Annotated in this window: 26 protein-coding genes, 1 tRNA gene and 1 pseudogene; 16 read left to right on the top strand and 12 right to left on the bottom strand. The window is 49.6% G+C overall.

All coding sequences use genetic code 11. The features are described 5' to 3' along the window. Positions 1 to 13: 13 nt before the first annotated feature. From EZJ49_RS02295 to EZJ49_RS02285, 3 genes and pseudogenes are all read left to right on the top strand, one after another. Positions 14 to 2,384 (top strand): annotated as a pseudogene (locus EZJ49_RS02295) (vitamin B12-dependent ribonucleotide reductase). An 85-nt stretch (positions 2,385 to 2,469) separates the two neighbouring features. After that, the gene (locus EZJ49_RS02290; RefSeq protein ID WP_262553965.1) at positions 2,470 to 3,663 is read left to right on the top strand and encodes a S1 RNA-binding domain-containing protein; all 1,194 of its coding nucleotides are present in this window, start codon (positions 2,470 to 2,472) and stop codon (positions 3,661 to 3,663) included. 729 nt (positions 3,664 to 4,392) lie between these two features. Further along, positions 4,393 to 4,758 (top strand): hypothetical protein, encoded by a 366-nt coding sequence (locus tag EZJ49_RS02285; RefSeq protein ID WP_262553963.1) that lies wholly within the window; start codon positions 4,393 to 4,395, stop codon positions 4,756 to 4,758. A gap of 3 nt (positions 4,759 to 4,761) precedes the next feature. Here the strand turns inward: EZJ49_RS02285 and EZJ49_RS02280 are convergent, their stop codons facing one another. After that, entirely contained in the window at positions 4,762 to 5,862 is a 1,101-nt protein-coding gene (locus EZJ49_RS02280) for a competence/damage-inducible protein A (RefSeq protein WP_262553961.1), read from the bottom strand. A gap of 176 nt (positions 5,863 to 6,038) precedes the next feature. Here EZJ49_RS02280 and EZJ49_RS02275 point away from each other — a divergent pair, with 176 nt between their 5' ends. The 4 genes from EZJ49_RS02275 to EZJ49_RS02260 are packed head-to-tail and all read left to right on the top strand — an operon-like array spanning position 6,039 to position 9,328. Beyond that, a complete protein-coding gene (locus EZJ49_RS02275) occupies positions 6,039 to 7,247 on the top strand; it encodes an acyl-CoA dehydrogenase family protein (RefSeq protein WP_262553959.1) in 1,209 nt (402 codons plus the stop codon). A 21-nt stretch (positions 7,248 to 7,268) separates the two neighbouring features. Then, on the top strand, positions 7,269 to 7,982 hold the full coding sequence (locus tag EZJ49_RS02270; protein ID WP_262553957.1) for a TrmH family RNA methyltransferase: 714 nt from the start codon (positions 7,269 to 7,271) through the stop codon (positions 7,980 to 7,982). Positions 7,983 to 8,027: 45 nt separating this feature from the next. Beyond that, complete coding sequence (locus EZJ49_RS02265) at positions 8,028 to 8,894, top strand: tyrosine-protein phosphatase (protein WP_262553955.1); 867 nt, start codon at positions 8,028 to 8,030, stop codon at positions 8,892 to 8,894. Further along, positions 8,891 to 9,328 (top strand): hypothetical protein, encoded by a 438-nt coding sequence (locus EZJ49_RS02260; protein ID WP_262553953.1) that lies wholly within the window; start codon positions 8,891 to 8,893, stop codon positions 9,326 to 9,328. The genes EZJ49_RS02265 and EZJ49_RS02260 overlap by 4 nt, the downstream gene beginning before the upstream one ends. 20 nt (positions 9,329 to 9,348) lie before the next feature. Here the strand turns inward: EZJ49_RS02260 and EZJ49_RS02255 are convergent, their stop codons facing one another. Next, positions 9,349 to 10,026 (bottom strand): class I SAM-dependent methyltransferase, encoded by a 678-nt coding sequence (locus EZJ49_RS02255; RefSeq protein ID WP_262553951.1) that lies wholly within the window; start codon positions 10,024 to 10,026, stop codon positions 9,349 to 9,351. A gap of 2 nt (positions 10,027 to 10,028) precedes the next feature. Here EZJ49_RS02255 and EZJ49_RS02250 point away from each other — a divergent pair, with 2 nt between their 5' ends. From EZJ49_RS02250 to EZJ49_RS02240, 3 genes are all read left to right on the top strand, one after another. Next, positions 10,029 to 10,778, top strand: a complete 750-nt coding sequence (locus EZJ49_RS02250; RefSeq protein WP_262553949.1) for a TPM domain-containing protein — start codon at positions 10,029 to 10,031, stop codon at positions 10,776 to 10,778. 21 nt (positions 10,779 to 10,799) lie between these two features. Continuing rightward, on the top strand, positions 10,800 to 11,444 hold the full coding sequence (locus tag EZJ49_RS02245) for a TPM domain-containing protein (protein ID WP_262553947.1): 645 nt from the start codon (positions 10,800 to 10,802) through the stop codon (positions 11,442 to 11,444). An 86-nt stretch (positions 11,445 to 11,530) separates the two neighbouring features. Then, a tRNA-Arg gene (locus tag EZJ49_RS02240) sits at positions 11,531 to 11,607 on the top strand. Positions 11,608 to 11,622: 15 nt separating this feature from the next. Here the strand turns inward: EZJ49_RS02240 and EZJ49_RS02235 are convergent. Both EZJ49_RS02235 and EZJ49_RS02230 read right to left on the bottom strand, forming a co-directional pair. Further along, positions 11,623 to 11,961 carry a tRNA-binding protein gene (locus tag EZJ49_RS02235; RefSeq protein ID WP_262553944.1) on the bottom strand — a complete coding sequence of 113 codons (339 nt, stop codon included), beginning with the start codon at positions 11,959 to 11,961 and terminating at the stop codon, positions 11,623 to 11,625. Between the two features lie 14 nt (positions 11,962 to 11,975). Beyond that, positions 11,976 to 12,455 carry a GNAT family N-acetyltransferase gene (locus EZJ49_RS02230; RefSeq protein ID WP_262555918.1) on the bottom strand — a complete coding sequence of 160 codons (480 nt, stop codon included), beginning with the start codon at positions 12,453 to 12,455 and terminating at the stop codon, positions 11,976 to 11,978. Positions 12,456 to 12,712: 257 nt separating this feature from the next. On the opposite strand from EZJ49_RS02230, the gene EZJ49_RS02225 reads away from it, so the two are divergent. Then, positions 12,713 to 15,916: a delta-60 repeat domain-containing protein gene (locus EZJ49_RS02225; RefSeq protein ID WP_262553942.1), complete on the top strand. Its 3,204-nt coding sequence runs from the start codon at positions 12,713 to 12,715 to the stop codon at positions 15,914 to 15,916. A 6-nt stretch (positions 15,917 to 15,922) separates the two neighbouring features. On the opposite strand, the gene EZJ49_RS02220 is transcribed toward EZJ49_RS02225, so the two are convergent. Continuing rightward, positions 15,923 to 16,804, bottom strand: a complete 882-nt coding sequence (locus EZJ49_RS02220; protein WP_262553940.1) for a sterol desaturase family protein — start codon at positions 16,802 to 16,804, stop codon at positions 15,923 to 15,925. Positions 16,805 to 16,850: 46 nt separating this feature from the next. Then, positions 16,851 to 17,240 (bottom strand): hypothetical protein, encoded by a 390-nt coding sequence (locus tag EZJ49_RS02215; protein WP_262553938.1) that lies wholly within the window; start codon positions 17,238 to 17,240, stop codon positions 16,851 to 16,853. 179 nt (positions 17,241 to 17,419) lie between these two features. On the opposite strand from EZJ49_RS02215, the gene EZJ49_RS02210 reads away from it, so the two are divergent. Then, positions 17,420 to 18,097 (top strand): hypothetical protein, encoded by a 678-nt coding sequence (locus EZJ49_RS02210; protein WP_262553935.1) that lies wholly within the window; start codon positions 17,420 to 17,422, stop codon positions 18,095 to 18,097. Here EZJ49_RS02210 and EZJ49_RS02205 read toward each other — a convergent pair whose 3' ends face one another. The 4 genes from EZJ49_RS02205 to EZJ49_RS02190 form a co-directional block, all read right to left on the bottom strand. Then, a complete protein-coding gene (locus tag EZJ49_RS02205; protein WP_262553933.1) occupies positions 18,098 to 18,703 on the bottom strand; it encodes a hypothetical protein in 606 nt (201 codons plus the stop codon). Then, a complete protein-coding gene (locus EZJ49_RS02200; RefSeq protein WP_262553930.1) occupies positions 18,700 to 19,458 on the bottom strand; it encodes a TIGR02147 family protein in 759 nt (252 codons plus the stop codon). The genes EZJ49_RS02205 and EZJ49_RS02200 overlap by 4 nt, the downstream gene beginning before the upstream one ends. A 156-nt stretch (positions 19,459 to 19,614) precedes the next feature. Beyond that, entirely contained in the window at positions 19,615 to 19,920 is a 306-nt protein-coding gene (locus tag EZJ49_RS02195; protein ID WP_262553928.1) for a KH domain-containing protein, read from the bottom strand. Between the two features lie 114 nt (positions 19,921 to 20,034). After that, positions 20,035 to 20,844 (bottom strand): hypothetical protein, encoded by an 810-nt coding sequence (locus EZJ49_RS02190; RefSeq protein WP_262553926.1) that lies wholly within the window; start codon positions 20,842 to 20,844, stop codon positions 20,035 to 20,037. Between the two features lie 279 nt (positions 20,845 to 21,123). Here EZJ49_RS02190 and EZJ49_RS02185 point away from each other — a divergent pair, with 279 nt between their 5' ends. After that, positions 21,124 to 22,830: an ABC transporter ATP-binding protein gene (locus tag EZJ49_RS02185; RefSeq protein ID WP_316963672.1), complete on the top strand. Its 1,707-nt coding sequence runs from the start codon at positions 21,124 to 21,126 to the stop codon at positions 22,828 to 22,830. A 34-nt stretch (positions 22,831 to 22,864) separates the two neighbouring features. On the opposite strand, the gene EZJ49_RS02180 is transcribed toward EZJ49_RS02185, so the two are convergent. Both EZJ49_RS02180 and EZJ49_RS02175 read right to left on the bottom strand, forming a co-directional pair. Beyond that, entirely contained in the window at positions 22,865 to 23,287 is a 423-nt protein-coding gene (locus EZJ49_RS02180; protein ID WP_262553924.1) for a hypothetical protein, read from the bottom strand. 16 nt (positions 23,288 to 23,303) lie between these two features. Continuing rightward, entirely contained in the window at positions 23,304 to 24,197 is an 894-nt protein-coding gene (locus EZJ49_RS02175) for a pirin family protein (RefSeq protein WP_262553921.1), read from the bottom strand. 79 nt (positions 24,198 to 24,276) lie between these two features. Between EZJ49_RS02175 and EZJ49_RS02170 the strand changes: the two genes are divergently transcribed. From EZJ49_RS02170 to EZJ49_RS02160, 3 genes are all read left to right on the top strand, one after another. Beyond that, positions 24,277 to 25,050, top strand: a complete 774-nt coding sequence (locus tag EZJ49_RS02170; protein ID WP_262553919.1) for an AMP nucleosidase — start codon at positions 24,277 to 24,279, stop codon at positions 25,048 to 25,050. Between the two features lie 76 nt (positions 25,051 to 25,126). Further along, positions 25,127 to 25,612 (top strand): hypothetical protein, encoded by a 486-nt coding sequence (locus EZJ49_RS02165; protein ID WP_262553918.1) that lies wholly within the window; start codon positions 25,127 to 25,129, stop codon positions 25,610 to 25,612. A 192-nt stretch (positions 25,613 to 25,804) separates the two neighbouring features. Continuing rightward, complete coding sequence (locus tag EZJ49_RS02160) at positions 25,805 to 26,344, top strand: hypothetical protein (RefSeq protein ID WP_262553917.1); 540 nt, start codon at positions 25,805 to 25,807, stop codon at positions 26,342 to 26,344. Positions 26,345 to 26,372: the final 28 nt, after the last annotated feature.

Raw genomic sequence — 26,372 nt, 5'->3', positions numbered from 1 at the left:
CTAGACTGTAATCATGAAAAATAAAACTCTGCACAGCCCGTCGTACTTTGTCGCTGCCGGAAAGAATCCGGAAAGTCTGTTTTCCTGGAAACGTGTGAACTGCGAGATCCGCAATCGCAAAGGGGAAACATTCTTTGAAATGAAAAATGTTGAGGCTCCGGAAGGCTGGTCCCAACTGGCGATTGATATCGCCGCCAGCAAGTACTTCCGCAAAGTCGGTGTGCCGGGGGCCAAACATGAAAACTCGGTTCGCCAGATGGTGGATCGGGTGGTGAAAGCCATCGTGGGTTCGGCGGTAAAGCAAGGGGGCTACTTCAGCTCCCGCAAAGAGGCCGATATTTTTGGCAAAGAACTAAAGTACATTTTACTGTCCCAGCGCGGGGCCTTTAACAGTCCGGTGTGGTTCAATGCCGGATTGTGGGAAGCTTATAAAGCCAATTCGCCCAGCGAACATTTTGCCTGGGAACAGTCCGGTGTGGTTCAATGCCGGATTGTGGGAAGCTTATAAAGCCAATTCGCCCAGCGAACATTTTGCCTGGGATGAAAAGAAAAAATCCATTCAGCCAACCCGGAATGCTTATGAACGGCCCCAATGTTCAGCTTGCTTTATTCAAAGTGTGGATGACAGCATTGAAGGCATCTTTGATCTGGCCAAAACCGAAGCCAAGCTGTTCAAGTATGGTTCCGGAACGGGCACAAACTTTTCCAGGATCCGCAGCAAATACGAAGCCACAGGCTCTGGCGGAAAAAGTTCGGGCTTGATTTCTTTTCTGGAGGTTTTGGATCGAGGTGCCGGGGCGATCAAGTCGGGTGGCACCACAAGGCGCGCGGCCAAAATGGTGGTGGTGGATATTGACCATCCCGAAGTGCTGGAATTTATCGACTGGAAAATGCTGGAAGAACGTAAAGCCCACTTGTTAATTGCGGCAGGCCTCAGCGCCGATTTTGAAGGCGAGGCTTATCGCACAGTTTCGGGACAGAATGCCAATAACTCTGTGCGGGTCAGTGACGCCTTTATGAAAGCGGTGAAAGAGGATCGTCCTTGGAAGCTCAAGGCCCGCATCACTGGAAAATCTTTGCGGGAAATTCCTGCCACAGAAGTATGGGGACGAATCACCAAGGCGGCCTGGGTGTGCGCTGATCCGGGAATTCAGTTTCATAATACAATCAATAAATGGCACACCTGTCCTAAAACGGATGTGATTAACTCCAGCAATCCGTGTTCGGAATACATGTTCCTGGATGATTCCGCCTGCAATCTGGCGTCGATCAATCTGGCGAAATTTCTAAGTGAGACAGGGGACTTTGATTTTGAAGCCTTCATTCACACCGCGCGCACATTGTTTGTGGCACAGGAAATTCTGGTGGATTATTCCAGCTATCCGACACAGCAGATTGCGCAGAATTCTCACAGCTATCGTCCTTTGGGATTGGGCTTTGCCAACCTGGGCAGTTTGCTGATGCGAAAAGGCATTGCCTACGACAGTGAGGAAGGTCGTGCGTGGGCCGGGGCTTTGACGTCTTTGATGACAGGTGTGGCTTATTTGACCAGTTCAGAGATGGCCCGTGCCAAGGGGCCGTTTGATGGTTTCCGCCGTAATCGCGCCAGTATGTTGAAGGTCATGAAGATGCACGAACGGGCTGTCAGCAAAGTGCCGTGGCGGCTATTGCCTTCGGGCGTGGATAAAGCCGTCAAAAATCTTTGGAAGGGCGTTTTGTACAATGGAATTAAGCATGGCTACCGAAATGCACAGGCGACAGTTATCGCGCCGACCGGAACCATCGGTCTTTTGATGGATTGTGATACCACGGGCATTGAACCGGATTTTTCTTTGATCAAGTTTAAAAAACTTGTCGGTGGAGGCGAGATTCAAATCGTCAATCAGTCTGTGGATACAGCTTTAAAGGCCCTGGACTATCCGGAGCCGGAACGACAGGCGATTCTAAAGTATATTGAGGAAAATAACTCCGTTGTGGGGGCGCCTCATATTCGGGGCGAGGATATTCCTGTCTTTGATTGTGCCACAGCTCCAGCGGGTCATCGCGTCCTTTCACCGGAAAGTCATGTCCTGATGATGGCGGCGGTGCAGCCGTTTATCAGTGGAGCCATTTCCAAGACCGTGAATATGCCAAGTACCGCCACCGAGGACGACATCAGCCGCATTTACTTCCTGGCTTGGGAGCTTGGGGTGAAGGCCGTGGCCGTATATCGGGACGGCAGCAAGCAAAGTCAGCCACTGAATTTAAAGGAAAAACCCAAGGCCGTGGAAGAAGTTCCCGTCCCGAACTTCACCATGAAGTGCCCTGAGTGTGGGAGTGACACGGTGCTTACGAGTGGGTGTTATCGCTGCCCGAACTGCGGCACTACGGTCGGTTGCTCCTAGCTTTGGCTTTGTGCGGCGGTGCTGGTCAAAGTGGGGGGGCTGCCTTTATTCTCTATTTCCTCTTTTAAAATTGAAGGACTGCTTTATGTCTAAAAAAGATATTTTTGGTGATGATGTTCCTGAAACACAAGACTTTGCTTCTTTTGAGCAGCTTTTTGCTCAATCTGAAAAAGGCCTGAAGACTCGTCTTAATGTCGGCGATCAAGTGCATGGTGAGATTCTTTCCATCGGAAAAGAAGAGGCCTTTGTTTCCACAGGTACGCCGATGGATGGCATGATCCTGACGAAAGATCTTTTGGATGAAAACAAAGAGGTAAAATACAAAGTCGGCGATTATATCGACTGTGTTGTCACTGCCATCAAGGGCGGCGAAGTTCGCCTGGCGAAAAAAGGTTCTTTGAATGCCTCCACCGATTCTTTGGAAGACGCTTTCGATATGGAGCTTCCAGTGGAAGGCCGCGTGACTGAAACCTGCAACGGTGGTTTCCGCGTGAATATCCAGGGTAAGACGGCGTTCTGCCCAATCAGTCAGATCGATAGCCGTTTTGTTCAGGATGCCAATGAGTACGTGGGTAAGAAGTTTGATTTCATGATCACGCAGCTGGACCCCAAAGGCCGCAACATTGTTGTGTCCCGTCGTAAGGTTCTGGATCTGCAAAAGGCTGAAAACGAAGGCACGTTCATGCTGAAGCACCAGCCGGGTGCATTGCTTGAAGGTAAAATCGTGCGCTTGGAAAAATTCGGTGCGTTCGTGGAACTGGAAGCAGGCATTGAAGGTCTCATCCACGTTTCTGAACTTTCCTGGTCTCGTGTTCATGATCCGAAAGAAGTTGTGATGGCGGGGCAGCCGGTCACTGTAAAACTTCTGAAGATGGAAGAGATCGACGGCAGATTGAAGATTTCTCTTTCCTTGAAACAGGCTGATGGAGCGGGTAATCCGTGGATGACCGTTCCGCAGAAATTCCCGGTGGGCACTGTGGTGCAGGGGAAAGTGGAAAAGAAAGAAACTTACGGTTTGTTTGTGAACATCGCTCCGGGCGTGACAGGTCTTTTGCCACGCTCCAAATGGCGTGATTCTGTTGAGGCCGCTCAATATGAAAACAAAAAACGCGGTGACGATGTGACCGTGCAAGTGGATCAAATTCTATTTGAAGAAAAGAAGATCTCTTTGGGCCTTCCTGGTGAAACGGAAGACAGCAGCTGGAAGTCTCACTCAACGGCTTCCTCCGGTCTGGGCGCCATGGCTGAAGCTCTTAAAGGACTTAATCTGAAAAAATAGCAGGTCCAAGGTCAGTTTCTGTATTCATACATCTGAATTATCCCCCGAAACGGCGACAACAGTCGCCGTTTTTTTTTCGCAAAATTTCCGCTTACAAAAAAGAAATCCCTTTGAACTTTGTAATCATTTGTTTCGGGCAAAACGATTTTATCGTCTGAAGTTCATCAGTTGCAGTGTTGGATCTTTAGAGTCTTATAGTTCAGGCCGACAATTTGAACATGAATACTTCTTCGGCCTTTGGGTTGCGCTTTTTTGCATGTGGTGTCGTTCTTCTTCTTTTGCAGGCTTGTTCTATGGAAGCAAGCATCGATGCTATTTCAAAAGAGATCACAACAGTTTTTTCCAAAACAACAGTCACGGAAATAACCGCCATCCAAGTGTCTTTTGTATGAAGAAAACCGCTCAATTGATATGATCAATTCTCACAGGTGCTGGGATGGACTGGCGGAGGGTGGTCTGCCATGACACCCATGACCTCTTATACAGAGACAAACCCTTCTGTGAAGGGCTTTGCTAAATCGGACCCATGGTGACCAAACAGTGTATTCAGGTGGTTTTCGGACCTCATTCACGAAGCGCCGGGGCTGGAACGGACCAGTAGTGCCTTAAATTGAAGTGGAGTTCGGATTACCTGTTTTTTTTGGTCTCCCCCTCAATAAAACTGTTCCGTGAGCCGATAAGTGTATCAGTAGGAGATCCTCGTTCGGACGTATCATTGAGGGATTGATTATGAGCAACAATGTCAGCGCCTATATCGAAGTCAAATTGCTTGAAGCAGCCAAGGACAAATGGGTTTTTCAGAACTTCAAATTTGAAGGTCATAAATTGCGTCCGTTAGAGCGCAAGATGTACTTTGATTTTGGAGTGATCGAGGTTTTTCTAAACCCCAACGGCAGTATTGATGTTGTCGGGGACTTTTATAGAAACAGCATCAAGGCCTCGGAATATGCCTCGGCTCAGGATGCGTGTGTGCTGATTTATGATCATCTTCGCTATGCAGATCAAAACTATCATCGTCTGATCGAAGCTCCGGAAAATTGGACCAAGCCGGGCTTTATCTCCAAACTTTTTGCCGGTTTCCGCAAGGCGGGTTGATTCTTACAGGTTTTTCAACCAGAAGATCACCGCCATTTCGGCAAAATACTGGTGTCTTCTTTCTTTCATATTCATGGTTTTATAGGGGCTGGTGATAAAGTCTTTCACCTTGCGCCCGCGATAATCCAGGCTGACCTCGCAGCTGTGTTCGTCCTTTGGAAAAAGGTGCAAATGCAAATCTGCCGGACTTTTTACGTCGCGGGATTTTGAAAAGCTCCATAGTTGATCAGTCATAAATCCGCGCAGCACCGGCATCAGGCGGTTCATTAAAAACTGCCCTGTCACCTCGTCAATCAAACAGATGGATTTTATATCCTTTAGTTTTTCTGCGAAAAGCTCCGCGACATCATCACCATCCCGGGCAATGGTGCAAAAATGCAGGGCTTCGGTCAGTTGCTCCAACGGGGCTTTCAGTTCCTGTTCACGTGTGCGGTGGAAGGACGCCTTGATTTCGACATAAGGCAGGTGCACGCGATAACCTTTTTCAACCTTGATTCCTTGTAGAACCTCTTCCACGATCAGCGCCACATCTGATTCGCCCACGCCGATGGTGTCCCATTTGCGCGTGATATACGGGTCCAGACCGGCAGTGTTTTGTTGCAGCCACCGGGCGATACTGGCATCCCAAACCGCTTCGATTTCCCGGGGCGGTCCCGGCAGTACGAAAACTTTTTTACCGTGTGCTTCCAGAAAGAATCCATTGGCAGTGCCTTCTTTGTTGGGAAGCACTTGGGCTTCTTCGGGGAAATAACATTGTTGTCTTTGGATGTCTTTCACCACGTAACCTCGTGAGGTCAGGCGGTCATTTACGTGCTGCCAGGAACCGTCGTCAAAGACGAGCTTGCGACCGGCCCAATCCGCCACCACATCACGAGTAAAATCATCCGAAGTAGGCCCTAAGCCCCCGGTGATAAAAACCAGGTCGGCTTTGCTGGCACAGAACTCAATCCCTTCCCGCATCAGGTCGCGTTCGTCAGGAACCACCAGGTGGGTCTGGGTCGTCAGCCCCAAATCTTTGAGTTTTTTGGAAATCCAAGAGGCGTTTTTGTTTACAATTTGCCCGTCGGTCAGTTCGGTCCCAATACCCAAAACAGCGGCTTTCATTTTGTGGTCTCCTTAAGGCGCAGATCAAAAAGCTATTCCAAGGCTGTATCAGCGTCCAGTACCACTTGCTAAACGGGTGAAATGCGGCGCATTATTGTGGTCTAACCCTTGCCCCGAAGGCCGTCTCTTCATAGATTCGCCTGACTGTATGCATCTCGATTTAAGGAGTCGCTTTTATGTCTTTCAATTGGAAAGAATTTGATCTTTACAATCCAACACCTGAACACGCGATGTTGCGTGAAACTCTGAAGGCTTTCACCGAGGCGGAAATCGAACCGCAGGCGCACGAGTGCGATCGCAACGAAAAATTCAACCTGGCCCTGTTCAAAAAAGTGGGCGAGCTGGGGCTTCTGGGAATCACAGTTCCCGAGCAATTCGGCGGTGCGGGAATGGATGCAACAGCGGCCACCATCGTGCATGAGGAATTCTCTGCCGCAGATCCGGGTTTCTGTTTGGCCTATCTGGCGCACTCCATGCTGTGTGTGAACAATATCGCCGTGAATGGCAGTGATGAACAGCGTCTGCGTGTTTTGCCAAAACTTTGTTCCGGCGAATGGGTGGGCTCTATGGCGATGTCTGAACCGGCTATCGGCACAGACGTTTTGGGGATGCAGACGACAGCCGTTAAAAAAGGCAACGAGTACGTGATCAATGGTCGCAAGATGTGGATCACAAACGGCACGATTGATGAAAACAACACACCTTGCGATCTGGTTCTGGTTTATGCGCGCACGGGTGAAAAACACGGACGCGCTTTGATCTCTACTTTCCTGGTTGAAAAAGACCATAAAGGCTTCGCTGTTGGTCAGAAGATCAAAGACAAATTGGGTATGCGTGGTTCCAACACGGCAGAGCTTGTGTTCCAGGACTGCCATGTGCCAGCCAGTGCCTTGATTGGTCACGAAGGTGATTCCATGCTGCACATGATGCGCAACCTTGAAATCGAGCGCCTGACTTTGGCGGCGATGAGTTTAGGTATCGCAAGACGTTCCATTGAAATCATGAATCGCTACGCTCAAGAGCGTGAAGCCTTCGGTAAGTCTTTGAATCACTTCGGTCAAATGCAGCGCTATATTGCGGATTCTTATGCTGAATACAAAGCGGCGCGTGCCTATGTATATGAAACCGCTCGTCGTATGGATTTAAACAAAGAAGGCAACCGTCTGGATTCTGACGGTGTGAAACTTGTGGCGACCACCATGGCGAAAAATGTCGCAGACCGCGCGATTCAGGTTCTGGGTGGCTACGGTTATGTGGGTGAATACGTGGTGGAAAGACTTTGGAGAGACGCAAAGTTGCTTGAGATTGGTGGCGGCACTTTGGAAGCTCACCAAAAGAACATCACTCGCGATCTGGCGAAAAATCCGGAAGCTCTTTACAAATAGTCCTGCATTTAAGAGGTCAGCATGTTCCCTTACGGGCCCGAACTTGAAATCAATTCCGATCTGCTTGTGAACTATAAAATCGTTCTTGAGAAGATCGGGCCCCTGCTGACGGACGAGCGTCGCGAAAAAATCGAAAAGGTTGTGTCCTTGCGCAATTTCGACACGGCGGCGGTGCTGGAAGGGATTTATGACCGTGGGAATATTTCTGCGGTGATGAGAAGTGCTGAAGGCCTGGGCTTTGGCAATTTTCATGTGATTGAAACCCAGGAAAAATTCAAGGAAGCCAACCGTGTCACCCAAGGGGCTGACAAATGGGTCGAAGTCAAAAAGTGGAAAAAGACCACTGACTGCGTGAAGGCTCTCAAAAATCAAGGTTACAAGATCTGTGTGACCCATCTGGATGCGCGGTCAAAACCTCTGCACGAAATTGATTTCAGCGGCAAGACGGCTCTGGTACTTGGTAATGAACGCGATGGTGTGACTCCGGAAATGATCGAAGCGGCTGATGAAACTGTAATCATTCCCATGACCGGCTTTGTGCAGAGCTTTAATATCTCGGTCGCGGGCGCTTTGGCCTTGTATCATATTTCTCAGGATCGCCTGAAACGCCGTGGAGCCAATGCCTCACTCACGGAAGAAGAGCAGGGAATTCTGCGTGCTCACTACTACATGCGCACACAAGACAGTGCTGCGAAGTATCTGGAAGAAATGTTCAGCCGGGGTACGTTGGCATAGACATAGGCGGCCCCTTCCCCTAGAATTTTGGGTGAAGGGAGTCTTATGAAAAAAACTGCGTTGCTTCCCATTGTCCTGTTGTTGGGTGCGTGTGCGGAAAAAACCGTGACCACGATCTCTGAACAACCCGCCAAAGTTCCGTTCTTTATGACTCGTCCTCAACCGACTTCTCCGGTGGAGCTGGTTTTTGATCACGATCGTGACGGACGTCATCCTGTTAATTATCGTAAAAATGAGGCGCTTCGCATGTCCGGCAGTGCCACGTTTTCCCCGAAAGCCATGAAGGACGTGGCCAAACCTGTGAAAAAGAACAAGGGCGCGCTGTATGTTTTTGATCTGCGCCAGGAATCACACGGTTTGATCAATGATATACCCGTGACCTGGTATGCTGAACGGGACTGGGCCAATGCCGATCTAAATCACGAAGAGGCCGTCCGTCGCGAGCGTCGCTTGCTGGGCGATTTGCGTGTCGGTGATAAGCTGGGTAACACCACTATTAAAAGTATTGAAACCGAAGAAAGCATGGTGCGCACATCAGGACATCAGTATGTTCGCCTGACAGTGACAGATCATGTGCGTCCGGTGGATTCTGAAGTGGATCGTTTCATTGAAAAGGTTCTCGCCTTACCGGCGGACGCGTGGGTGCATTTTCACTGCCGAGCGGGCAAAGGGCGAACGACCACGTTTATGATTCTGTTTGATATGCTGAAAAACGCCAAGGATACCTCTTTTGACGAGATCATCAGGCGCAACACGGAGCTAAGTAATGATTATGATGTTCTGGCGGTGGCCGGGGACTGGAAGCATGTCTATCAAAAAGAACGTGCGGCTTTCGTTCAGGAGTTCTATAATTATGCCAAGGCTCATCCAAATGGAGAGGGCGCTCTTTGGGGTGAATGGGTGTTGAAATGAAACATTTCGTGGTTCTGACTCTGTTGACACTGATGATGGTTTCCTGTGCACACAAGAAAACGCAGGATCTGGATTTTGACGATGCTCCGGTGGCGAAGAAAACGTCATCGGCAAAAAAGATAGATAAACCCGGCGCCAAACCTGAAGCTTCCCCGGCAGAGCTATCGCGCAACTCTGGCATTGTGGTGGACCCACAGGATCTGGCGGTTTTGGATCGCATGACCAAAGCGGTGGAGCTGTACGTGCACAAAGGGAGCAAGAAGGAATTTACAGCCCTGTGCAAGGATAAGCGCTTTGACTGTTATGTGGCGGACAAGTTTTTCCCGGCGAAGAAAAAGAAGACAGCCCGGGCGATTCCCCCTTATGCCAGCGGTTCCAAGATGGGCTTGCAAGGGGAGGAACGTGTGCAGGTTCGCTACGAGTTTTATCCTTAGTTTGCTGTGATTTCGGCGAATTAGTTTTTACGCAGAATAATGGACTTCATCAGCGGTTCCTGATCGGGAAGCTCGAAGTCCATGCCTTGCGCCGGTGCCGGCAGAATCTTGAACGAGAATTCACGTTTTAATTTATTCAAACGCAGGTGCAGGTCCCCAGTGGTCCACTTTTCGTAGTTGGTGCAGAACAGCAGCAAACCGTCTTTTTGCAGGCAGTACATGCAGTTGATCAGCAGCTCATCAAAGTTCTTACTGATGGAAAAAACACCGCTTTTGGATCGGCCAAAGGAAGGCGGGTCACACACGATCAGGCCGAACTTGCGCTTTCGGCGGATGGTGCCTTTCAAAAATAAAATACAATCCTGCACCCAGAACTCGTGATTTTCCGCTTCTGGATCAAGACCATTGAGTTGGAAATTGTTTTTGCTCCACTCAATGAAGTTGGCCGACACATCGACGGTGCAAACTTCACGTGCGCCGGACAGGGCGGCCACGGTGCTAAACCCACTGGTGTAGGAAAATAAATTCCGAACTGCTGGACGCAAATGGCAAGAAGGTAAAACTGGAAAGCATGCGCGGTCAGCCGAAAACCACCAACCACGTTGACGGAAAAAGCCCGTTTCCTGCCTCAGTGGGATATGGCTCCCGAAGAAAAAGCGGCGGCTGAAAAAGCTCCGGACGTGAAGTTCTAACTTCACACATGCGTTTTCTGACTCTTTCCCTTTTTTCTGTCTTCTTCAGCTTGAGCCTTGCGGCTCAGGCTGAATTCAAAGTTCCCACTTTGACTGGTCCGGTCATGGATGAAGCCGGATATCTGACGCGCGATGATCGGCAGGAGCTGATGCAGCTTTTGTACGACTTCAACAAGCGTGGCGTGGCGCAAGTTCAGGTTTTGATTGTTCAGTCTTTGGATGGAACTCCGATTGAAATGGCGTCTATTGCAATCACTGACAAATGGAAGCTGGGTGATGCGAAAAAAGATAACGGTGTTTTGTTTCTGATTTCGGCGGAAGACCGCAAACTTCGTATTGAAGTCGGGCAGGGGTTGGAAGGTGCGATCCCGGACGTTATTGCCAGTCGGATTATTCGCGATCAGGTGGTTCCTTTGTTCCGTTCCCGTCAGTTTTCTGCCGGTGTGGTTCTGGGGACGCATGAAATTTTGCGTTTGGCGGACAAAGAATTTGCTGAACAGCACGGGCTTCAGGAAAATGCCCCGGCCAAAGATGATGATGGCGGCGGTGAAATTCCTATTGGCGTGATCATTCTTCTATTCATTATCATTTCCATCCTTGGACGCTTTGGTGGCGGTCGCGGACGTTACTACCGTGGTGGTGGCGGCTGGGGCGGCGGCCTGGGCGGCGGGGGAGGATGGTCTTCTGGTGGAGGAGGCGGTGGCTGGTCCGGTGGCGGCGGTGGCTTCTCTGGTGGTGGATCTTCCGGCAGTTGGTAACGGGCTTTCTTTTGAGGGATTATGGCTTGGATTAATAAATATCTTTCTGAAAGTGATCTGGCCCAGATTGAGGCGACGATTTCCCGTGTGGAAGAATCCACTTCCGGTGAGATCGTTCCTGTTATTGTTCGTCGTTCTTCGGCAGTGGGGCATGTGCCTTTGTCATTGACCCTGCTTTTGACGTTGCTTTTGGTGATTGTTGAATTCCCGTTCAGTGACTGGTTGTGGGTGACACCTTGGGTGTGGCTGTGGCCGGTGCTGTTGGTGGCGATCTATGGGGTTTCCCATGTTTTGGCCAAGAGTAAATGGATTCAGAAGGTCTTTGTGCCCGAACGTGATGAGGTGGATTCGGTCCATCAGCGCGCGCATTTGGAATTTTATCTAAACCGCATCCATCGCACTGAAAACGGAACAGGGGTATTGATTTTTGTTTCCGTCATGGAAAAAAAGGCTGTCGTTTTGGCAGATGAAGGCATTTCCAAGAAGCTTCCCAAGGAACATTGGGACGAGGTTTTGGCGGTGCTGGGGGAAAAGCTTCATAAGGGTGAATGGGCCCAGGGGTTTGTAGCGGCGATTGAAGCTTGCGGACAGGATCTGAAAACTCACTTCCCGGTGACAACACCCGGTCAGAACGAGCTTAAAAATCATCTCATTATCAAAGATTAAGGTTTTCAAAAGGGGAGCGCCACGGCGCGCCAGCTCATTTCTTGCGTTTTAAAGGTCTTCATTGATAGTCTGGTGACCTCATCAGTGCGGCTGTAGTTCAGCTGGATAGAGCACCTGGCTTCGAACCAGGGGGTCGGGAGTTCGAATCTCTCCAGCCGCACCATTCTTGTAGCCTGCACTAAAGCAGCTTCGTGCCCAGCGGTACATCTTTGTCCGGGACACACAGGGCAACTTCTCCTTTGTCGTTGTGAAAGCCTGTAACCAAACATTCGGACATGATGGGGCCGATCTGTTTTTTGGGAAAATTGATAACGGCCACAACGAGTTTTCCGATCAATTCCTCTGTCGTGTAAAGGTTTGTGATTTGGGCGCTGGATTTTTTAGTGCCGATTTCAGGTCCGAAATCCACTTGCAGCAGATAAGCTGGCTTTTTTGCTTTGGGAAAAGGCTCAGCACTGATAATTCTTCCGATTCGAAGTTCTACTTTGGTGAAGTCGTCCCAGCTAATTGTTTCCATTACATGCTTCTTTCTTATTTGTACAAACGATACATATCTGTGGGAATGTTTAACAGAACAATCTGCCTGTCGAATTTCATGCCCAGTTTTTCCGCCAATTTTTTTGAGGTTATATTATCCGTGGTGATTGTCGCGGTGATCTGAGTCAGATTAAGAGTTGTAAATCCGTATGCGATCAGGGCCCGCGCCAGTTCTGTGCCATAACCTTTTCCTTGGGCGGAAGCTTTGAATCTGTAAGTCAGATCAACAAGGTCTTCGCCCTCCCAATGCCACGGGGTCAGCCCGCCCATGCCGATCACGCAGCCGCTGCTTTTTTCGATGACGGCGTATTTGCCGGTATTTTTTTGAATCCACACACGCGCGGATTCGATATCGGCCTGTCGATAGTCCGTGATCGGGTACAGAGTGAAGCCTTCATCATGGGAAAGCTCCAGGAAGTCCCCAGCCATGTCAACCGTCCATTTTTTTATAATCAATCGAGATGTTTCAACCATTGAAGAAAGTGTAGCAGAGTTTTTAAAGCCGCGCTCGCGGAAGTGCCCGCTCAAACAAAGGTGCTCTCGGGTGCGGACGGGGCTAGAGAGGCGACAAAATCCTAATACGAGATTGGCTCCTTTTCTCCGGGCGTTCTGCGTAAAACACCTCCTGTCGTATCAGAAGACTCCTCAAATACGATGCGCAACTGGAGATATAGACCGTTCTACAACTATTTAACTATTCAGGCACTTACAGGATAAACCGATAAATAAATATGCATTTTTTATTCTTGATCGTATTGGTTTTAATAAATTCGGGCTGCTCTATTGAGGCGAGCCTGTTAGATGGCTCGTCCGGGTCCACAACAAATCCTCGTCCGCCGGTTGTCGAAAAGACATCGGCTCCGACAGTCTGTGTAAATGGAGAGTTTGGTCCTCCTCTTCTTCTGGGTGATGGGGATTACCTTGTTGCAGGTGCATTCACGCAAATTGGGGAGTGTGGCTTTAACATCTATGGCAGTTCTCTTGGCAATGTGACCGGCAAATTAAATGTCAATGGGTCACTGACAAAGACTCTGCCGGATGGTCAGGGAGGTTACTACATCACCGGAGAATTTTCAGCGGTGAACGGAGTGGCCGTACCCGGGCTGGCGCGTATCAATGCCGACGGAAGTTTGAACAAGAGCTTTAAGGCCTTTGGCAATATGCCAGCAGGGGTGTCCGGCACAGAGAATCTTACGCTGGCTTTGGCCTCTGGAAAGCTTTTTGTAGCGGGCCCATTTTCAAGCATAAGCAATCCCTACGGTTCAATTGTGGACCCTGTTACCGGTGTTTCAAAGTGGCCTTCTGGAAAGCGCTTTGAAGACCTTGTGGCGGCTGCGACCTCGGATGGCAATGGCGGGCTTTATATCGCCGTCGAGGGGCCTTACCAAGGGGCTATGCGCGGAAGCGTTATTCACCTGGATCAAAATGGCCAAATAGATGAAAGCTTCCACTCTGTGGTGGGAGGCTCTATTAAAGTTCTGACCTACGATCAAGCTTCCAACATTCTTTATGCCGGCGGTGTGGGGTTGTGGAATGGCAGTGTCTTTATGAAGTCGGTTCTTGCCATGAATGGAAGTTCTGGCGCGGCGGTTAGTGCCTGGGTACCACCTATTGACGGGACTCCGACGGCTATTGTTGTGTCGCCCACCCATGTGTATGTGACACGAGTGAATTCTTATAACAGTCCTGAAGCGGGGCTGATGGCCTTGAATAAAACAGATGGTTCGGTTGTTTGGCAGGTATCGACAAGTATCCGCTCGGGCTTTTACGGTTTGGCCTATGACGGTAGTAAATTGTATGGCGTCGGAGCATTTACTAAAGTCGGTGCCGTGAGCAGAACGGGAATTGCTGTCTTTGACGAAAATGGAAATTTGCTCAGCAGTCCGGCGGCTGTACCTACTTCAGAAGTCAGTAGTGTTCTGTATGCTGGTGGCTATATCTATATTGGTGGCTACTTCAACAATGTCGGAGGCACAACTGCTTATGGGCTGGCTCGCTATAACGCCAGCGACCTGACACTCGATACAACCTGGACACCCAATGCCGTGAATGGCGACGATCTGATGACAGTCAGAGGGCTGGTCCACGATGGAGCAGATACTCTGTATGTTTATGGTGATTTCTCTGCCATTGGCGGTAAAGCCCGTACAGCAGTGGCGGCCATCAGTACAACCGGGGCAGGTGCTGTGAAAGACTGGGATGTTGCACTGGCTGCGGGCGGTGCAGATGATATCGTTCAGGCTGTGGCATTGGGGGGCGGTGGAGTTTTTGTTGGCGGTAAATTCCAAAGTATCGGAACTGCCGTGGTGCAGGGACTGGCTGTGCTGGATTCGGAAACGGGGGACGCGGCTTCGTTCGATGCAAAAGTGTCCGGAGGAAATATTGCCTCTATGGATATTTCTCAGGATGGAACAAAGCTCTATATTGGCGGTGACTTCGTTTCTGTTCAGGGACAGACCCGGAATGGTTTGGCTTCGTTGACGGTGGCGGATAATCTTTTGACGCCTTGGGCGCCTATCGTAAGTCGCGGCACTTTTGACGAAGTTTATTTTGTGCAGGAATACGGCGGTATCGCTTATATCTATGGTTATTTCTCAGAGCCTGTAGGCGTGAATCTTCAGAATCGTGACAGTTTTGCGGCTATTGATCAAACCGGCAACGTGATCAGTTGGATGCCAACAGTGACAGATCCCAATACCGTGAATGACTTTGTCATCGAAGATGGCATTTTGTACATCTTAGGCCGGCTGGGTGACCCGCAGAACCCCAATGTCGCCGCCTACAATCTGAAAGCCGGTGGCAGCTTACTGCCTTTAGGGCAGTCCTTTACGGCTCACTCTCCTCGTTCACCGGTTGTCTATAATGGTGCGGTTTATATTGCTGACGGAATTAGCTTGTTGAAGCTTGAGTCCGATGGCACGGCCACCGAAGTGCATGCTTACTCTGGAATCATCGGCTCACTGAGCGTCAGTGGGGGCCATCTGTTTGTGGCGGCGGATGATCTGGGCGGCCCGGATCGCAAAGGCCTTGCTATTGTGAACTTCGACAAGGCTCAAATCGCGGATTGGTCTTCTTCTGTGAATGCTACAGAAGAATTCCGTGATGTTTATGCCGCTCAAAGAGCGGGAGATTATCTTTATATTTCAGGTCGTGGGTACGATGAGTTTGGTGCGCTGGCAGGAAAATTGGCTGTCATCAATATGAAAACGAATGTCTCCCAAATCATGGCGGTGTCAGGACGAATTGATTCCATGGCCGCCGCGGGGAACACGGTATATCTGACAGGTGAGTTTGAAGAGATCAACGCAGAAGCCCGCTTAAGCCTGGCGTCCATAAGTAACGGTCAATTGACCAACTGGCAGCCTCAACTGAACGGCCCGGCCCAGATGGCACAATTGCATCAGGGCGTGGTTTATGTCAGCGGCGAATTTGACAATGTGAATGGTGAAGAACGCAAGGGATTGGCAGGGTTCTCGTCTTCCACCGGAGATCTTTTGGCATTGAATCCATTTGCAGGTTACGACTATGCAGCTGTCGGAAGATTTATGGCTTCCGGGGACAAGGTATATATGTCTTACGAAGCGGAGAAAGACGGAGAGTACGAAGAAGGTATCATAACCGTGCAAAGTGCCACGATGCAGGTTGCGAATTGGACCATCCCCGAGGATATGGATTACTATGAAAATTGGACGATGTCTGACGGACGTCTTTTCTATTACGATATCGATAGCTGGGATGTGCGAGTCAGAGACATGGCTTCAGGTCAGTTGGTTTCAGTTCCCTGGGAGCTGTCAGCAGAGAATTTACAAATTGTAAAAGACAGAGTTTGTTGGAGCTCCGGAGAAAGTGGCTTGTTATTTGTTATGGATGGCACGACCGGAAAAGCCACGATGGGCTTCCAAAAGGTCCAAGGACCTCCAGGGGGCGTTGAGTAAAATGCATCAGGGGCGTCGGCGGAACGGGTATAGCATCTGCCCCCAAGTGCGCTTGGGGATGTCTTCGCCTTCCACACCGATTTTTCCGACGTGTTTGCCTTCGGGGTGATACCACGTACCGAAAACCTGATCCCAGATCGAAAGAACTTTGCCAAAGTTCTGTGACGAAATTTCCGGCACAACCGAATGATGCCAGCGATGCAGTTGGGCTGTGTTAAAGACACGATTCAGAGGACCCATTTCAAAATCCACGTTGGCGTGCTCTAAAAGACCGGTCACGGCGTTGACCAGCAGGAAAAGTGCAATCAATTCAGGCGGCACTGCCAGCAGGAACAGTGGCAGGAAATAAAACAGCCAGTTCAGGAAAAGATCCACGGGATGAAAGCGTCCGGCATTGTCCCAGTACAGCCTTTCCACGGCGTGGTGGATGGAATGAAATCGCCACGCCAAGGCCCAGCGATGACCGATGCGATGAACCCAGTAAAAGAAGAACTCGGTGATAAACAAGGCCAGTGCCAGCTGTGAAAGCAACGGCCATTGGCGCGGCCACAGGCTTTGCAGGCCGGGGCTCATCAATGCTGAAGACTGATTCAGGAACAACGCTGTCAGCATGATCTCGACAACTTTGGACAGTCCCGGCAGAACAATATTGGTGAATATAAAATTGCTGGTGCGATCCCCTTGTGGCGTGTTCCATTCGCGGCGATAGGGCAGAAGACGTTCCGTGATGTGAATGATGGCAATTACCACCACGGAAATCGCCGCTGTTAACAAAGCCAGCTGTTCACCCGGAAACAGATCTTTGAAGGCAAAAAAGACAGCCACAGAGGCGATAAGCAATATGGGATAATAGATCAGACGCAAGGTCTGCGTGGCAGATATGTTCATCCCTTTAGCATGAACATATCACGGATTCTTGTCAAAACTCGCCCCACTAAGGGCGAGGAGTCGGTGGGCGGGGCTCTGGAGTATTGATGCGGTTGCAGACCCCGGACAGATGCACTTGATGGTTTTTATCCGAAGTGAAGATATTCAAAGTGCCCACGGCATAACCTTCACGCTGACACCAGAAGGTGATGCGATAACGACAGGATAAGCCGGAACGAAGTTGTTCAGGACAATCGCTTTGAACAGAGAAACTGTCTCCGGCAATTGTATGTGAAATGCCACGAAGTACGGTGGAATTGTAATTAGTCAAAAGCATCTCGCGAGTGCGTGTGGCGGACACCGGAAGCATCCCAAAATCCAGACGTGATTGCACCTGTGCCTCGGCTCCCAGCGCAGCAAATAAAGTTAAGAACACAAGAGTTTTCAAGTATTTCACGGTGACCTCCTTGGTGAATAAATCAATTGGGCCTTTGGCCGAGTAAGCAGTCAAACCTTAGACCGGAACTTCGATTTTTATCTGTTCGACACATTTATCAGAAACAGCTTGAGGTCGCGGCTCGTTGACGGCTTGATCGGCACTTGTAATCTGAAAGTCACCTATTGCAGGAGGTCTTGATGAAAGTGGTACTTTTCGCAACAGCATTGTTCTTTGCAGCGATGGCCAACGCAGCCCCGGCTCCCGAAAGCTGCCAGCCCATGGCTGAAACCAAAGGGGGCATCTTGCTTCAACGGGCCTGGCTGGATCAGGCTGAAATCTGCATGCTGTCAGTTTCCCCCACGGATGCTTACAAGGACATGATCTATCGGGATTATGTGCTAACGGCTGATGGCATGTTCATGGTGTTTAATTCATACGGCACAGACGGGCAGTTTGGTGCTCGTGATTTCTACATGTTCCCGCGCAAACAAACCAAGATGAATTATCAATGGAACGAGGATGCTCAAGAATTGATCATTGAACATGTCACTGGCGATCGCTTTGTTTTTGATATGAATAAGGCCGTCCTGAAATCCATTTCTGGCGCCAGCAAGGTGGTGGTGGATAAGGTCTCTAAAAAGAACGGTGGCGGCGTGTCCATTGAGGGCTACAAAGGTCAGATTCTGGATGTGGGCTTTGCTTTAAATCAGGACCCGTCCCAGAACAGCGGTGGCAGTTCGGTTTTGCGTGACAGTCAAAGATCCTGTTCTTTACGAAACAAGGATCTTTTCCGCTATATGAGTGACGGGGATGTGATCTTCCGCTTTAAGACAGATGCGGAGTTTCAGAAGCTGGTTTCCACCAGCTGTCGATAATTAAAGAGAATCAATCAGCGCCGTGAACGCGCGACGGTCACGGTACTGGAAATCCAAAGAATGAACCAGAGTGTTTACATGACGAACCCAGCTGGAATTTGAGTCTGGGTTTTCCTCAAGAACATCGCGATAAATGAATTCGTGCATGACCAGTGCGGCTTTCTGATCCTCGTTGAGTGCCTGCCACAACAAAGAATCAATGGCATATTCCTGAACACCGAAACGGCTTTCGTTGGTTTGTACGATGGCGATACGCATGCGGCAGCCAGCTCGTAGTTTGATCGTGCCCTGATCATTCGGTCCAGTCAGTTCAAAGCGCCCATGCCAGCGAACTTGTTCAGGCCACTGTTGCAGCCAACGGGTGTATTTCAGGGCTTTTTCCGGATTTACAGCGCGAATGCGGGAAATCAAATCGGCCACTTTTACCTGAAAGGAGCGGGCCGGGGAATAATCCATCGTCAGGTTCTGAGCTTGGGCTTCCGCCACTTCCAAAGCCAGAGGGGCCTGATTGCGACAGCTAACAACATAACCGCCATTACGAACCACGTATTGAGCAAAGGCCGAAGGGGCCACAAAAAGAAAAGCAAAAACGATCAGGTATCTCATGCCATCTCCTTGGAGGTCGCAGGAAGCAGCTGCATTCCCAGAGTGTAAATTTCGGTGCATTCGCCTTGAGAGAGCTTGCTGTAAACTTTCTTCCAGCACTTCTCAAGTTCTTTCTTGGCCTGAAGCAGGTTCTTCGGATTCACGGCCATTGTCACATAAACCATGTCACGCTGGTCTGTGGGAACCTTGTGGAAGATGTCCGCGCTTCTTTGCAGGGCCTCCATATGGAATTTTTGCACATCAAAGTTCGGAATGTCGCTTTCAGAGGACAGGCTGCGCACGGATTTGATGAAAGTTTCATCGCTTTGGCGCTCCACCAGCCCCAGTTGTTCCAGCTTGTTCATCACCAGCGCGGTTTTTTCAGGGCTGACGCCGGTTTCGTTTGAAATACTTTCAATGTCACAGAGGTCCGAATGCAGGTCCATCGCAGCCAGAACCAGGAAGAAATCCACTCCAGAGACAGCGGAAAACTCCGTTTTCGTCAGGATACGCTCGATGGAGTAGGTGGCTTTTTTGCGGTTTTTTTCCGCCTCGAAAAGTTGAATGGCGGCATCATGATCTTCCTGACTAAGACGCAGACCGGAGATCAGTTTGTCAAAGTTCGTAGAGGAAACCGGACGCTTGTTGTTGAAAATTTCAGAAAGATGTCCCGGGGATATGTCCACTCGCTGGGCCAGGGCACGCAGCGAAAAGCGAGGGTTTGCAGCTCGACGTTCTTCAAACTTCTTATGGAAAAATTTATTCAAAGTTTTCATGTGCATCCGACCTCTTATCAACTCGTGTTCCACAAGTACACGGTAAACGCGAGTGATTGCAAAGATGTCAGACCACAGAAGGGGATTACTGTTTCGACTTTAAAATCGAACAGAGAGCCGCTCTGGAAGCGGCTTTGGCGGCATGCGCCATTGGCGTTAAAGAACCAGATCAATCACCGCGCGGAAACCGTGGGTGCCAGCAACGGCGGCCAGAAGCACACGCAGGGCATTGATGGTTTTGCCATTGGCGCCAATCAGGCGGCCGCGCAGGTCGGTCGGAACCTCAATGCGATAGACCGTGGTCTTGTCACCTTCGGTGTAGCTGACTTGAATGTTGTTGTGGTCGTTGCAAAGGTTCTGGGCGATGGTGTGAAGCAGGCTGCGAATTTCCTCACGCGAAGAATCTGAGGTGGCGGTTGGAAGCGGGCGCATTTTAAAAACGGGAATCGCGGAATCATTCATGGATCAAATACTCCTTAAGCTCATTTTCTGAATCCTGAAAATGAAACTCAAGGAGCATGTCAAAACCAGTACCGTATTCTGTTTGAAGCGAATGTTCAAACAGGTCTCGGGACGTTAGATATCGTAAAGGTTAAAGCCTGTGTCCGGTGCATCCATGACATCCAGTGCCTGATAGATTTCCTCGTTATCATCGAATTCGCTGCGCTTCTTGGCGTTCAGACGTTTTTCGTCGTGGCACGGAGTGTAGGCCTTAAGGGAGTTGGCGATCTTTTTGGCTTTACCGCTGGCTGCTTGCGGACGCAGGACATCCCAATAGGATTTGCGGCTGAAAAGGGCACCGTCACGGCGAAGCTGTCCGTCGAGCATGCTTAAGGTGCAGGTAAATGTGTTTGCAGGCGTCTTGCTGTCACCATTGCTGCACTCTTTGGCGTAGCCACCTTCTTTGCCGACATGAAGTTGCATCAGACCATACAGGCTGCCATTGGGCCCCTTGGCCGGAGCATTCTGGTTGCAGGTGCTTTCATAGTTGGCCATGGCGTTAAAGACCAGAACCCAGAAGTTGGCTTTGTCGGTGGGTTTCATCTTTGTATAGGTCGGGCAGGCGCGATAGATATCCGGCGCACCTTTTTCCAGATTTGGGAAAGAGCCTTCCAGGTAGTCTTCACGAATATCATGAGCCCATTGCCCCAGTTCTGTGCCTCTGGCGAAGCTGTTGCACTTCGGTCCCCAGTTCAGTTGTTTGTTGATATCAGTGATGACCGTGGCCACAAACTGCATGTTGTCTTTCATGCGCGGGCCTGCTGGCGTATTCACAAAGCAGTCCGTGCAGACACCGGCTTCAGTATTACCACGGGTTGCAGGTGCAGTGGGTGAATAAAGCATGGCTGTCGCAACCATTATGGCGATTCTAGATGAAAACTTCATGTCCAGTCTCCGAGTTCAGTTGTTCCTCTAAAGGTGTGGTTGATGGGACACTCTTCGGTTTATAGCTGGACTTTCTGTACCAAAAGAGATTTTTTTCGTTCAGTGCAATGCAAGGAACAGTTGCAAAAACAAAAGTGTTTTATTTTGAGTCATAAAACGGTACTGAAAACCAAATAAGATTCGCGAGTTCTTTTCATTGACCAAAGTTCAGGGATGGGGGAACAGTGGACCTTTTCCACCGGAGTGGTGCTAACATACTCTATCCAGAGGTCAAAAGTTATGAGCACAAATATTATTGAAGTCCGCAATCTGGCCGTAGAATTCAAGACCGAAGAGGGGCTGGTGAAGGCCGTTAAAGGCATCTCTTTTAATATTCCCAAGGGTAAAACTGTCGGTCTGGTCGGAGAGTCCGGGTCCGGAAAAAGCATCACCTCCCTGGCGATCATGCAGTTGATTGGAAACCCCGGAAAAATCACACAAGGCGAGATTCTTTTTGAAGGTCAGGATTTGCTGAAATGTTCTGAAAAGAAAATGCGCAGCATCCGTGGGGCTCGTATTTCCATGATCTTTCAGGAGCCCATGACCAGTCTGAATCCGGTTTTGACGGTGGCTGATCAAATCACGGAAACCCTGATGCTTCATCAGGGGCTGACCAAAGCGCAGGCTTTGGACAAAGCTTTGGATCTTTTAAAGCAAGTGGGCATTCCGCGCCCTGAAGAGCGCCTGTACTTCTATCCTCACAAATTCAGTGGTGGTCAGCGCCAAAGAATCATGATTGCCATGGCTATTGCCTGCAATCCTGACGTCTTGATCTGCGATGAGCCGACCACGGCACTTGACGTGACCATTCAAAAACAAATTCTGGATTTGCTGGCGGAAATTCAGCAAAGAACCGGAATGAGCTTGTTGTTTATCACCCACGACCTGGGGGTGGTGGCGGACATTGCTGACGAAGTGATCGTCATGAATAAGGGCGAAATCGTGGAGCGGGGACGTTCCAAGGAAATCTTTGAAGATCCCAAACACCCATACACCAAAGGCCTTCTGGCCTGCCGTCCGTCATTGGAGGGCAATCCCGATCGTTTGCCGGTGTTAAGCGATTTTATGACAGCAGAAGGGGAAGAAATCACAACCCCGGTGCAGTCACGCGTGGTGGCCCCGGCCTCTGCCCGTGAAGATAAAGTTTTACTGGAAATCAGGGATCTGCAAACGCATTTCCCACACACTGGCGGTCTGTTGGGACGAGTGCAGTCTTGGACCAAGGCCGTTGATGGTGTCAGCTTTCAGGTGAAAAAAGGCCGAACGCTGGGACTGGTGGGGGAATCCGGTTGCGGTAAAACAACCTTGGGCCGCACAATCATGCGTCTGATTGAGCCTACGGGCGGAAAAATTATCTACGACGGTCAGGACATCACGACGATGGATACCCGTCACCTGATGCCGATTCGTAAGAAAATGCAGATCATCTTCCAGGACCCGTATGCGTCTTTGAATCCGCGTATGACCATCGGAACTATTTTGATGGAACCGATGCAGATCCATAACATCGGCGACAACAACAATCAGCGTCGGGAAATTGCAGCAGAGATGTTGAAAAAAGTCGGCATGAATCCATCCATGATGAATCGTTATCCGCACGAGTTTTCCGGTGGACAAAGACAGCGTATCAGCATTGCGCGGGCTTTGATGGTTCGTCCGGATTTCATTGTTTGTGACGAATCGGTTTCAGCATTGGATGTGTCCATTCAGGCGCAGATTCTGAATCTGTTGCTGGATTTGCAGGATGAAATGAATCTGACCTACATCTTTATTTCGCACGATCTGTCTGTGGTGAAGTTCATTTCTGATGAAGTGGCCGTGATGTTTGGCGGTAAGATCGTTGAACACAACACCGCGCAAAGCATCTATGAAAACCCGCAACACGATTATACCAAAAAACTACTGGGCGCGATTCCCAAAGGAATCCCGAAGGAATTGGTTCTTTAAAAAGAAAAAGCCGGTTGAAAAACCGGCTTTTTTATTAGCGTCGCTTGTACCAGCTCCACAGGTCCTGACTGAATTGCACAGGACTGGGGGAGCCTTCATATAAGGATCGGATCTGGCGAAGGGCCGGGGCTTGCTGGGCTCCTGAAATTTTCAAAATCCGGAAAAGCTCATTCAAGTACTTTCCCTGTCCTGCTTTCAGGTCTTTCCCCAGGCTGACAAAATTTATTGTGGCAAACTGCTGGGCCTCCAAGGCCTGTTCGTTTATCTGTTCACTGCTGACAGTGGGGTCTTCGGAAGCCGGGGCCGGGCCTTTGCCTGCCATCACCTCGGCGTCCCCAGCGTGGGTTTCCCAGTTGGGTGCAAAGGTTTCCTCGTTTTGTGAAGGGGATTCCGTCGGCGTCGAAGCACAACCTGCAAGCATCAGTACGGTGAAAGAAAACAAAACATATTTCAACAAGCAGGTCTCCTTCGTCTTAAGAGCCTGCAGGCTCTGGAGGAAGTGGTATAATGTCAGTTTCCCCGGGAACTTGCGGGAAGGTCAACTCCCGCCATTGTTTTTTAGCCTCTTCAATTTTTTCACGCGAGGAGGAAACGTAGTTCCAATAGATATAACGCGGCTCAGGGAAGGGCTCTCCGCCCAGAACGATGAACTGTGTGTCTTCAGCAGCGGTCACTTTTAGCGAGGACCCCTGTTCCAATACGACAAAGTCATCTGGCGGGATCTCTTTGCCATCAATGTCCAGTTTTCCTTTGATGATATAAAAGGCAAGTTCCTGATTGCCCGGATCAAAAGTGAAGGTTTCTGTTTTTGGCAGCTTCACGTCCATAAAGAAAAGCGACGAATAAACATCCACCGGGGATTTGTGTTTGAAGGCCTCACCGGCGATCAGGCTGACGTCAGCAGTTCCAACTTTGAAGCTTGGAATGCTGGCCATTTCGTGATGGGTGAAGCTGGGGGCGCGATCTTCAGCAGTCAACGGCAGGGCAACCCAGAACTGCAACAGATGCAGGCGATGGGCTTTGCCATGAATTTCCTCGGGCAGACGCTCGGAATGGGAAATCCCGCTGCCTGCGGTCATCCAGTTGACGTCGCCCGGGCGTAGAATCTGTTTGTTGCCCAAGCTGTCATGGTGAAGGACCTGACCTTCCAAAAGGTAACTTAACGTGGACAAGCCAATGTGCGGGTGAGGGCGGACATTGAGTCCATCTCCTGCGGCAAAATCAGTGGCTGGGAAGTAGTCGAAAAAGATGAAGGGTCCTACCATTCTTTTCTTGGAATAGGGAATCAGGCGATGCACCTGTGGACCACCGACGGACACCAGGCGGGGAGGAATCTCCATCAGGATGTGATTTTGCGTAGAACTCATAATCGGACCCCTTTTCTTCTGTGGATTATCATGTTAGCTTAAACCAATTTACCAATTGAAGAAAAATTATGGGAGTAGCATGAAAACAAAAAAAGAAATCGTCGATAACTGGTTGCCTCGCTACACAGGCGTGCCATTGAATGAATTCGGTCACTATATTTTGCTTACGAACTTCGGGAACTACGTCAAAATGTTCGCTGAACAGTTTAATGTTCCTGTTCGCGGCCTGGATAAGCCGATGCAGAGTGCTACGGCGGAAAATATCACTATTCTAAATTTCGGCATGGGCAGTGCCTTGGCGGCGACTTGCATGGACTTGTTGTCGGCCATCAATCCTAAGGCTGTTTTGTTCCTGGGTAAATGTGGCGGGATCAAGAAAAAGAACCAGTTGGGTGATTTCATTCTTCCGATCGCAGCCATCCGTGGTGAAGGAACCAGTAATGAATATCTTCCGGCGGAAATCCCGGCGTTGCCGTCGTTCCGTTTGCAGAAGGCTGTTTCCACGATGATCGCGAAACACAGCTGTGACTATTGGACGGGCACTGTTTACACCACCAATCGTCGTGTGTGGGAACATGATGAGGCGTTTAAGGATTATCTGACTAAAACCCGCGCGATGGCCGTGGATATGGAAACAGCCACGATCTTTGTAACGGGCTTTGTAAACGAAATCCCGCGTGGGGCTTTGTTGTTGGTATCTGACAACCCAATGATTCCAGACGGTGTTAAAACCGAAGAAAGTGATAAGAAGGTTACTGCCAGCTTTGTGGATAAACATTTGGCTATTGGCATTGATTCCTTGCGTGAACTGCGTGACTCGGGTGAGTCCGTAAAACACATGCGCTGGGACTGATTTCAGACAGTTTTATCCATCTTCCGTTCCAAACCCCATTGCGCTCGACTAGGTTCAAAGACTTAAGGAGGACGCCATGGGGAAATGGATTCTGATTCTTCTGACTGCCACAAGTCTTTTTGCCACGGGAAGTGTGCAGGCACAGCCGATGCCTCTGCCAGATGAACCTTACCCGGGGGAACCTAATCCCAGTCCGAACCCTCCGCCTCCGGTCAAACCACCACCACGTCAGGAAATCCCTTATTCTCTGGGGGGTGGAGACACGGGACGTTTTCGGACTCGCACATTTGATTTTTTCCCGCGTTTTGACTTGAACCGCATTGTTCGGATTCGTCTGGTGGGGACACGCAATAACATTGAAATTAAAGAAGTGCTTATTCAGTACGCGGACTATTCAGGCGAACGTCAGGAGTTCCGTCTGCCGGGGGAATTGAAGTCCGGTGGGATTCGGGAAACGGTGTTGGATGGGCGCGCGGTCTATCGCATTCAGATAAAGGCGGCGAACTCACATTTTTGGAAAAAACCCGGGGGCTTTCGCGTGGACGTGATCGCTGTGAGATAACAGAGATGCCCAAATTTTCAGCATGAAAATTGGATATGAAAATGCAAAAAGCTCTCGATTTAGCGGGTGGATTCTTGCAAATTTCACCTTTTTTCACGCAATTAACATATTGTGTCATCTTGAAAGTTGCGATATAACTGGGCCCACTTTAAATCACCTAGACGTTTAAATGCACTATTGGGGAGGCTCGTTTTGATCAATCCAGGCACTAACATGCACGCCGACGAAATCGACACAGATTTGGATTCTGACCTAGACAACGAAAAAGAGGTGAAGAAATCGGCCTTCGACGTAGATGTCGATGAAGAACAGGAAACCGCTCTATTGGCGAGCCTGTCAGACACACTTCTTATGGAAGGTGAAGAAGATGACCTGAATCTTGATGATGTTGAAAACATCCTTGAGCTTCCGGACGCGGGGTTCCCGAAGTTCACTTTGGCAAAAAATAAAGCTCGTTTCTTGAGAATGGTGAGCTGGTACCGTGGTAAAGAAGAGTGGATCGAAGTGGCTCCTCTTTCAGGTGTAACCAAGCTGTTCAAAACTCAAACGAAAGAGCTGGAAGGCATTCGTTCTTCCAAGTTGGATTATGAAATGGAACTTGAGACAGGAACTTTGACTCCTTCTCAAAGATCTTACCGCCGTGATGAACTTAAAATGTGTAAAGTTCAGGAAAAAATGGCAGTTCACTTGATCTCCAAACTTCAAGTGAAAATCAAATCCGGCCGTCGTTAATCGGTCGCAGCCACAAAAAACAAACCAA

It is taken from the genome of Bdellovibrio bacteriovorus (assembly GCF_025558485.1).
GTDB lineage: Bacteria > Bdellovibrionota > Bdellovibrionia > Bdellovibrionales > Bdellovibrionaceae > Bdellovibrio > Bdellovibrio bacteriovorus_G.
This window is presented reverse-complemented; position numbering and strand designations above follow the sequence as displayed.